Consider the following 10,566-nt stretch of genomic DNA (forward strand, 5'->3'; position numbering starts at 1 on the left):
GTGTTAAGCTAAGACGGGTTAATCACCGGGTAAATCGCCTCACCCCATAATTGATCGGGCGCATTCATCATCAAACCAATAATCAGCGGTACCAGTTTACTCAGTAAATTACTGGCATCGTTTACTTGTTGACGATTTATCTGGCTATTCCACGTCGAGCCGCCATGCATAAGTTGATTACGTAAGGTGTATAAACGATTAAAAATATGCGATAGCGCCAGCGGCACATTCTTGTTGGCTAAGGCGTTGTGGGTTTGCTCTTTAGACTGCGCAAAACGTTTTAACCACTCCACCTCACTGATACGACCGCGTTGGAACTCCCAATACGGCGCATAAACAAAATGATTACTCATTAACAGCCGAATACTAGATGAAAATTGCTGCCAAATCAGTTCATAAAGATGCTCATCGGTATCATAAGCGCAGATCTTAGCTAAAAACTGCTGAAAGTGTTCTTGCTCCGGTAACCGGTCGGCTTGACCAAAATCATTGGCATAGGCGGCATTAAAGCTGATCCAATAAAAGATAAAGGCACTGTCGCTATCTTGCGCCGCTCTGGCGGCTTCGGCGCGGGCTAGCCAACTCAGCGCCCGATGTACCCGCAACGCTAAATTTTCAGGGAAATGATCACGATATAATCGCTGATAGGTTTTGAGTTTAGCGTAGGATAAATCCGTTAAAGTCAACATAAGAGCCAATCCATAGCATTCAATAACTTATGATGCATAAATATCGCGAGGATGGCAAGTACCATTCCCCCCTGAATAGCGCAGCTTATGCCGCGTTATCAGGGGGAGATTGACCGTAATATTAACGGCATGGGCTATGGGCTAAAAGATAAATGCAATTGCCCTGCCCGGATCGTTGGCCGATCCACCGCTTGTGTTAGCACGGGCCATGACGGCACCACTATGGTCAGTTGCTGAGCAGCGCGGGTTAAGCCGGTATATAATAGTTCACGGCTTAACACCGGGTTATCACGATCCGGCAGTACTAACACCGTATGCGTAAACTCTGAGCCTTGTGACTTATGCACCGTCATGGCAAAAACAGTCGTCACCTCGGCTAAACGGCTGGGTAAGATCCAACGAAGCTGATTATCACTGTCCACAAACACCACCCGTTTCTGCTCTGTATCGGCGGAACGCAGCACGATACCAATATCGCCATTACGCAAATTCAAGTTGTAGTCATTCGCCGTGATCATCACCGGCCGCCCTTCATACCAACTATCTTGGCGCCCTTGTGCCGAGGCGCTACGTGATACAAAGCTAAGGCTTTGCTGCACTAACGCATTTAAACCGCTGACACCAAAAGGGCCATCGCGTACGGGCGTTAACAGTTGAAAGCCTTGATAAGCCTTAAGCACCGAGCGTGCCCACCGCTCAAACTGCTCAGCACTCGCGCCAGGCGCAGGCCGAGCTGAAATTTGCTGCAAATAACCGGCAAAACCTTGCTGACAAAGTTGCTGCAAAGACGCTAACAGCGCTTGCTGACCTTCTGGATCTGGCTGTGTTGGCTGTAATAAATGCAGATCGGTAAAACCACTGTCCGGTTTAAATAATGCCGCCACCTCGTTACTGCGACCGTCATTAACAACACGAGCCAGTGCGCCAATACCACTGCTATCATCAAAACGTCGACTAACGCGCAACATGATCACATGCTGAAGGTGCCGTGGTGCTTCAGCAACATGCATAAACTCCGGTAAATGACTTTGAGTAAAACCTTGCAAGAAGGCTAAGGTTTCACGGCTATAACCGCCCTGCTCAGCGCCAGCACATAACTGCCCTAAAATAGCGCCCGCTTCCACCGAGGCCAGCTGATCCTTATCGCCTAGCAATACTAATTTCGCACCGGGCGGTAAAGCCGCTAAGGTGGCATGCATCAACTCAATATCCACCATAGAGGCTTCATCAATAATCAATACATCTAAGGCTAAAGGTTTGGCGCGATGATGACGAAATTGCCGTGTACCGGCTTGCACCCCAAGTAATTTATGTAAGGTCGAACTGTCGGCGCTAATCTGCTGAAGCGCACTGTGCCAACTGGCGGGTAACTGCCGTAATTGCTCGGTGGCCGCTTGGATCGACTCTTTTAAACGTGCCGCCGCTTTACCGGTAGGCGCTGCCAATTTAATCACCAACGGCCGAACCTGAGCATCAGCTGAGTCTGCCAAATGCAGCCGTTGCAATAAGGCTAATAAGCGCACCACCGTATAGGTTTTTCCGGTACCAGGCCCGCCCGTGATCACACTAAAATGGCTGCGCAGCGTGTTCACACAGGCCAGTTTCTGCCAGTTAATGGCAGCGGTGGTTTGCGGGGTATCAAATAATTCACTTAACCAGCTATTAAGCTGCGCCACCGGCGGTAATGCTTTGGCAACCGGCTGCATTAAACGCTGTAAATCAGCTGCTAACTGCCGCTCATATTGCCAATAACGGTAAAGATAGAGTGTCTCACCCACCAGCACTAAAGGATGTGCTTCCTGCTGTTCACTCGAAACTTGCACCGCGGCACTGTGCGCTAAGGCCTGCTGCAGATCGCTAAGCGTTAAGCCTGCTAATAACGCTGTAGGCGTGACTAATGAAGCTTCCTGCTCGTTGCCAAGACTTGGCGCGAGTAATACAGAGGACACCGCTGAAAGCGGCGTAAACGAAGCGCTAGTTGACGCTGATAATGCACTCTCCACAGAGATATTCAACAACCGCTCTGGCTCGGCTAATAACGCCCTAAGCGATAAACAGACATGGCCACGCCCCACTTGATGCGAAAGTAAAGCGGCAAGTAGCATACTGATATTGTTAGACAGGTTAGTGACAGTGCGGTTAGCTGTGTCACACTCGGCTTGGCTTGCAACCGCCGTATGCTGCTGAATAAAACGAGCAAAGGCTAAATCGAGCGCAGTTAACCAACCCACTCGCTGCCAATCCACCAATAACTGCAATAACTGCGGGCTGTTGATCTGTTTAAGTAAGGCGCTCTCGGCGGCATTGCTCACCAGGTTATTCGACATCTTGGCTCTCCTTACTAACGGTTTTAGCCGAGTCACCCTGCGGTGAACCTTGCTGTAAATAGTGCTCCAGCGCCGTAATTAGCGAGGCCGGTGGCAGATCGGTAAAGGCGGCACAGCCGTTAGATGTTTGGCCGCGCAAAAATAAATAGGCCACGCCGCCCATATGCTGCTCATAACAATACTGCTCTTTTAACCGCACCTTTAGCAGCTTATGTAATGCCAGCGTGTACAACACATATTGTAAGTCGTAACGACTACTTAATATTTTATCGCGCATCGCACTTGGCGTGTAAGCACTGTTATTGGGCCCTAAATAATTCGACTTGTAATCTATAACGTAATAACGTCCATTATGCTCAAACACTAAATCGATGAAGCCTTTGAGCATGCCATTCAAATAGTTCGCTTGTAACCCCGGCCGGGCATAACCTGGCAGCACATGCTGACAGATCAACTGATCGAGCTGCAGCGTACTGATACCATTAACCGCAAACCAGAACTCGGGTTCAGCCTTGTAGTGCTTAAGATCGGCTAAACACAGCTGAGTGCCATCGGCGAGCGTAAAACGAGATTGCAAATAGGCCATCAGCCAGCTATCAAGCTGCTCCCGCCGTGCCAGCCAACTGCCATGCCGACAGCGCCGAGCCAAAATAGCGGCGCGAACAGCAGCTTCATACGCTACATTAGCAAAACCTTCATCGGCGGCATCTTGCAATAGGTTATGTAAAAAGGTGCCAGGCCCCGCGCCGCGGGGTAAATCGTGTAGGCTCAGCGCCAAAGCTTGCTTACTTACGGCAGTATCATGGTTCGGTGCACGACTTGCCGTATCTTGCGCTAAGGCATAAGCCAATTCATCCCGTGCATCGTCTTGCTCATCCAACAGATTATGCTCACTCGGACTGTCCGGCTGGCGCAGTGCACCGTATTTTAACGCGGAATAACTGGCCACCCACCATAAATCAAACCGATGATCGGCTGGCATGTGCCGGGCTTGCGCAGCTGCGGCGGGCTCGGAGCTTGGCGCTACCTGATAGAACACGTTGCTGCTAGCTTGCGGCAAAGGCTTAATAGCAATCGCCGGGTGTTGCCACACCTGCTGTGCTTGCTTAAGCAACTCATCAGGTAAGGCGTTGTTAGCCAACCCGGCTAAATGTGCCCAGGCGGTTTTTTGCCAAACCCGATTGTTACTGCTTCCCACTGGCGCTAAACTCACCCAGCAGGCATGCTTGGCGCGGGTCAGTGCCACATAAAGCTTACGGATATCTTCACCTAAACGCTCTTTATCAGCGCGAGCCAGCATCAACTCGTCTGCTTGCAATACTTGCTGTAACTGACCGTGCTCATCATGAAAATTAAACACCTTGTCATCGGCTTTAATGGGTCTACAACTGCTAATAAAAGGTAAAAACACCAGCGGATATTCTAAGCCTTTTGATTTATGGATCGTGACAATTTGAATCAGCTCAGCATCGCTCTCTAGCCTAACAATTTGCTCATCGGCCGCTTGCTGCAAACTGTCACGTTGATAAATGTGCTCGTGTAAAAAGCGGATCAATGCCAAGGGCCCATCCAATTTCGCCGCAGCTTGTTGTAACACTTCAGCCAAGTGCAGCAGATCGGTTAGATAACGCTCGCCAGCAATACCACTGTTGCGGGCACTGTCGGCTAATAAGCGCTCGGCAATAGCAAATTGCTGCAATAACTGACGGATCATCGCCAGCACACCTTGCTGCTGCCAGGTGGCGGCAAATTGATAGAATTGCCCGACCCGCTGATCCCAATATTGGTCATCATGCTGTAAGCGGTCGAGTTCAGTTAACGGCAATTGCAACAACGCGGTATAAAGTGCCGCTAACAGCGCACGGCGATCGCCAGGCTCAGCACAGGCGTGCAGTACCGTTAGCAGATCGCGCGCCACTTCGGTATCAAACACCGATTGCCGATCAGACAAATAGACACTGGCCAGCCCACGTTGGCGCAGTGCTTGTTGCATTAAATGCCCTTCTTTGTGGGTACTAACTAAAATGGCAATATCATTACTTTGCAACGGCACTAACGGCTCGTCGCCCAGCTGAAATCCGGTTTTGCCCAGCGCCGCTTGCAATAACAGTTGCACGATATAATCACTAAAGTGCTCAGCCTGACTTTGCCGATAGCGTTCAATGCTCAGTGGTTTACTGTCATCCATACTGCTATCTAGCATCGAGGCACTGCACTGCCACAGCGTTAACGCCTGGCTTGGTACCTTACCATCAATCAGTAATTGCGCTTTAACGCCTTTGGCCGCAACCTCAACAAAGGGCACTTGATTACCTTGCTCGCTATTAAACAAAAAAGCTTTTTCGCCAGCGGCCTGCTCTGCTGGCATAAAGATAGCGTTGGTGGCACTGACTAAGGCTTGGCTAGAGCGGAAATTCGTTGCTAAGGTGTAATGACGCCCCGCCGTGTCGCGTCGAGCTTGCAGATAGGTAAAAATATCGGCGCCACGAAAGGCGTATATGGCTTGTTTTGGATCGCCGATTAAAAATACCGCAAGATCTTGCCGATCGTTGGCTAACTGATACACCGCATTAAAAATGCTGTACTGTGCCGGATCGGTATCTTGAAATTCATCTATCAGCGCAACCGGATATTGCTGTCGCAGTACCTCGGTTAATTGTGAACCGCTCGCCGACGTGACCGCGCGCGCCGTTTGTTCAATAATATCGTCAAAACCCATTAACGCATCTCGCGCTAGCTGCTGTTGAAACCGCGCTTTACACCAACTAACGGCATGGCTTAATAAGCTCAAGGTTAAATCCGGGCCTTGGTTAAACAAGCTATTCAGAGCCAATAACTGCGCCGGAAAATCTTCCTCTAAAGCTGGACCAGTGTAATTACTCTGAAAATCGCTACCGTAATTTTTTAGTAGCGCGTCTTTTAAATCAGGAAAATCTTGCAGTACCTGCTCATCGGCAGTGGCTAACCATTGATTTAATGCCGAAAAATCTTTGCGTACTTTATTACTGTTATAAGTGCGTGGTTTATCCAACCATTTGTTGTTGCAAGCCAAATCAACCCAATCGATATAACGTGGTAAGCGCGTTTGCCAATCTTGCTGCGCCGCTAAGATCTGTTGCTGATACTGCTGTTGTTGCGCGTTGATCATCTCGGCCAGATCCCGCGGCATCAGGCTTGGTTTGGCATGCTCCCATAAACCGTTGATCCGCTCTAACAAGTCTTCTGGGCTTTGACACACAGCATGTACCGCCTGCAATTGCTGTGCAGTTAACGGATAACAAAAGTTACGCCAGTAATCACGAACGGCTTCTAGCTTCAATTGACTAAGATCGGTGACTAATTGCTGGCTAAATAAACTGCCACTGCTAAAGGCATGCTCGCGCAGCACATTTTGACACCAGCTGTGGATCGTTTTAACACTGGCTTCATCCATCGCTTCGCTGGCCATTTGCAACGCATAAGCACATTGTGGCCAGTGCTCAACGGCAAACTCGGCTTTTAGCGCCACCAAAAAAGGATCGGCGCCAGCCGGTGTTTCAGTGTCTCGAAACAACACCGCGGCTTCGACTAAACGCTGGCGAATACGATCTTTAAGCTCGGCTGTGGCCGCTTTAGTAAACGTCACCACCAAAATATCTGCGGGCAATAAAGGTAAAGCGCGACGAGCGGGTGCCAAAAGTGTGGGAATATGCGCCAAAATAAAGCGCACATACAAGGCCGCAATGGTAAAGGTTTTGCCCGTACCGGCACTGGCTTCAATTAAAGCACTGCCCGCTAAAGGCAATTGCAAAGGACTGCTTAACGTGACGCTCATGCCTCATCTCCTGCATCCTGAGCCGCATCCAGTTTCGTGGCAGTGCCTTGTTGTAATAAGGCAAACATCGGCTGGTAAAATTGCTGACAATAACTGACGAAGTTCGCGGCAAGCAGGCTCTGGGCATCGGTGTAAAAACGCGCTAAATACCCTAACTTGCTTTGTTCACCGGCAATAAAGTCATCACCTAGATATAATTTGCTTAAGTCTTGTTCAGTCAATTCTTGGTCTTTATCTGATTTTTTCCACCAGGCTTCGGCCAAACTTAACGCAACCGGTAATGGCTGAGACAGCGCCTCGGTTAAGAGTTTAAATAAATTAGCCAGCTGACGTGTCGCCTCATCTGCTGCGATGGGTGACAGGGTTAACATGCTGCCTTCACCAATAATAACCGTACTGAGCAACTGATTTGGTAACGCGGCACTGGCAAAAAGATGCTTTAAATAAGCCACGATAACGTTACGCCAAACCAGTTCGTAACTGCGCGCTTTAAAATTAGCGACTTTGCTCACGTTTAATTCGATTTGCAGCAACTGCCCATCGGCAACGTGATACAGGCTGTTTAGCTCATCTTCTAACTGGTAACCCTCTAAAGATAAGCTGAATCGCTCAGCGCTAAGCGGCCTTTTGGTATCGCGTAACTTGCAAAAGTGTTCATATATCGTCAGTACTGCCGCCTCGCTGTCGGCTAAAACCGGATCAGCCGCATGGCCATAAGGCAAATGACCGCGCTGCCTAAGCCGAGTAATACTTTGTTGTAACAACAGAGTCGGCGCGCTGCTTGTGCAGCTGCTTTCGGCTTGTAATAGGTGTTGTAACAACAGATCACGTTGTTGCCAGGCCACTAAATTATCGGCAGTGAATTGCTCAACATCAGTGGCGGCTTGCTCAACACGCTCAAGATAAACCCCAAGCCGTCTGCGGGCTAACATTTGTGCCGGTTCACGCAGTAAGGTGCGTAAGTCAGCTAAACTAAACGCCGCTTCAGCTTGATACGCCGGTAAAGGTGTCAGCGTAGCAGCCGCGGCGGTATTAGCCTGATGTAACGGTAACCACTCTTTGGCATAACTAAAATAGCGGGCATCCGCCTCAGCTTGAAAATAACTACTGGCAAAAGGTTGTAAGCGATGGTTAAGCGTTAAAGCCGCAGCGCAGTCTGCACCCCATACCGCGTTCAGGTGATCTTGTAATTGTCCCACTAAAACCGAAGGCGGCAAATGGCTATTATCTTGCGCACTTTGCCCAACCCAACTGATATAAAATTGCTCACGCGTCGAGAGCATGGCCTCTAAAAATAAATAGCGGTCATCTTCACGGCGCGAGCGATCACCGGGCCGCGTGTAGTAACTCATTAAATCAAAATCGGTTTTACTGCTGGTTCGTGGGTAATCTTGATCATTCATTCCTAGCAAACAAATACGTTTAAACGGAATAGCCCGCATCGGCATTAAGGTAGCAAAGTTGACACTGCCGGCCATAAAGCGCTGTTGTAAATTAGGCTCATCCACCGCACTTAACCAAACATCCAACACGATGTTATAACGCAGATCGCCGTGAAACTCGGCTTCATCGGTACTGCTTAACCACTCATCAAGGGTATCGCGTAACCGGCCAAGCAGTAAATATTCCTCATCGGCCTTGGCTAAAAACAGTTCATCCAGCAAGTTTTGTAATAATTGATGCCACTGTGCCGGTGTTTGGCTTTGTGCCAAGGCTTGCCAATAATGCTGTAATAGCTGCAGTATATTGGCAAGTGCCCCCACCGCTTGCGCAGCAATACCAGCCACTTCAGCATAGGGTTCAATCTGCTGCCACGGTTGCTCAACTTGGTTGCCAGCGGCATAGCCATACAACATACGATCTAACGCAAATTGCCAACTATTGGCATTAAAGGAATAGTCTAAACCCAAGGCTTGGCGCTGCTTCGCATCTAAGCCCCAGCGAGCACCGGCTGCTTGGCTCCATTGCTGCAGTTGCACTACCTGCGCTTGGTTGATCGCAAAACGCTGTTGAATTGCCGGCACATAAAGTAAGTCGAATACGTCGCTTTGGGTAAAACGCTGTTGTGGCGCACTGAGCACCAATTCAAGGGCTTGCAACATCGGGTTACGCTGCCGTAACCCTTGATCGGCAATGGTATAAGGAATAAAGCGCTTATCCTCGCGCGCCAGTTGACCGAACACGGCATCAATATAGGGCGCATAATGGTTGATATCCGGTACCATCACCATAATATCGCGCGGTTGCAAGCTTGGGTCGACGGCAAAGGCGGCAAGTAATTGATCATGCAGCACTTCCACTTCGCGCTGAGGGCTATGACAAGATTGAAAAAGTAATGACTGATCCGTTGCTTGGCGCTGCCGCCCTTGCTGACTTTCTGCTAAAGGCCGTAAATTCAAAATATCACTTTGTAATTGTGTTAAAAGCGTGTCGTTTTCATCTTCATCAAATAAATCAAAATGCAGATCGGCAAAACGCTCAGCCTTAGCCCGCGTTTCATCAAACTCATCCAGTAAACGAATATAATCACGCCCCTGTTTGCCCCAAGACGCCAGCAAGGGTTGAGCAAATTGATGTAACTCGGCTTGCGCCACAGCTGTTAAGGGCTGTTTTTCTTTAAAGCGAGGCTTCGCTGCCTGATTTAACAGCTCACGACCATCCACAATATCTGCCCAGTGGTATTTACAAGGGTTATGAACGCATAGCACCACCTGACACAGCCCTTTAAGGGCGTGTAGCACTTCTAAGGTTTGCCGCGGCAAGGAAGAAATACCAAACACCACAATGCGCGGCGGTAAGGCGGCCGGTTTGCGACCCGTGGCGCTGAGGATAGCGGCTTCTGTCAAAAAGCGCTGATGCAAGGTGGCGCGGTTACTACAAATTTGCTCGGCGCCGATATCTTGCACCAAGGCTTGCCACAACAGAGCTTGCCATTGCTGATCGGCGGCTAAAGGCTCGGCTTTACCACGATGCCAAATTGTTGCCTGACCGTTGGCCCAAGCGTCCAGCCAATCGGCTCGATACACTTGATACTGATCGAACAAATCAGCAAGCTTGTCACTTAACTGAAATAGCTTACGTTGATCGGCATCTTCTGCTACATAACTTTGCAGCGCTGCAAACTCGGCATGTTGCTGCATCAACGCAGGTAGTAAACGCAATAAGCGCCAGCGTAAACGGCTTTTATCAAACGGTGATTGCCTGGGGATCGCTTGACCAAGCACGGCCCGATAAGCACGCCACACAAGACGCGCAGGCAAAGTCACCTCCAGCATAGTGGCAATACCGGTATGGCTGGCCAGCGCTTGTTTTAACCACTGGGCAATACCATTAGATTGCACCAATACCACTTCTTCTTCTAAAGGGGCAATCGGATATTGCGCCACTAACTGCACCACAAGATCAGTTAAGGCTTCTAAGCGATGGCTATGGGCAGCAATAAAGCCGGGGGTGAGGGTCATTGTTTCGTTCCTGAAAACTTGACTGCACTTGCTAGAACAGTCAGTTAACTGTTTGCAAAGGCAATAACGATGGATGCAATATCATAACGAGCAGGAAGTATAACGCCACACTGTAAATTTGCACAGTGTAGCGTAAAGCGACATAACACAAATTACTTGAAGATAAACGGCTACTTATAATCACAGAAAAAGATAGAGATACCCTGCAAAATGGCACCCTAGCGTAGCAAAAAAGGTGATTTACAGCCCATTTGCACCATGCTTAAATGGTTTTT

The 10,566-nt window shown here is 49.2% G+C and carries 4 protein-coding genes; all 4 read right to left on the bottom strand.

From position 1 onward, the window contains the following. Positions 1-8: 8 nt before the first annotated feature. A complete protein-coding gene (locus ACUJFL_RS10820; RefSeq protein WP_226752092.1) occupies positions 9-689 on the bottom strand; it encodes a HEPN domain-containing protein in 681 nt (226 codons plus the stop codon). Between the two features lie 134 nt (positions 690-823). Next, positions 824-3,016, bottom strand: a complete 2,193-nt coding sequence (gene recD, locus ACUJFL_RS10825; RefSeq protein WP_445427474.1) for an exodeoxyribonuclease V subunit alpha — start codon at positions 3,014-3,016, stop codon at positions 824-826. Beyond that, complete coding sequence (recB, locus tag ACUJFL_RS10830; protein ID WP_445427475.1) at positions 3,006-6,830, bottom strand: exodeoxyribonuclease V subunit beta; 3,825 nt, start codon at positions 6,828-6,830, stop codon at positions 3,006-3,008. Before recB ends, recD begins: the two co-directional genes overlap by 11 nt. Further along, positions 6,827-10,291, bottom strand: a complete 3,465-nt coding sequence (gene recC, locus ACUJFL_RS10835) for an exodeoxyribonuclease V subunit gamma (protein ID WP_445427476.1) — start codon at positions 10,289-10,291, stop codon at positions 6,827-6,829. The genes recB and recC overlap by 4 nt, the downstream gene beginning before the upstream one ends. Positions 10,292-10,566 lie beyond the last annotated feature (275 nt).

The organism is Alishewanella sp. HL-SH05 (genome assembly GCF_052655985.1).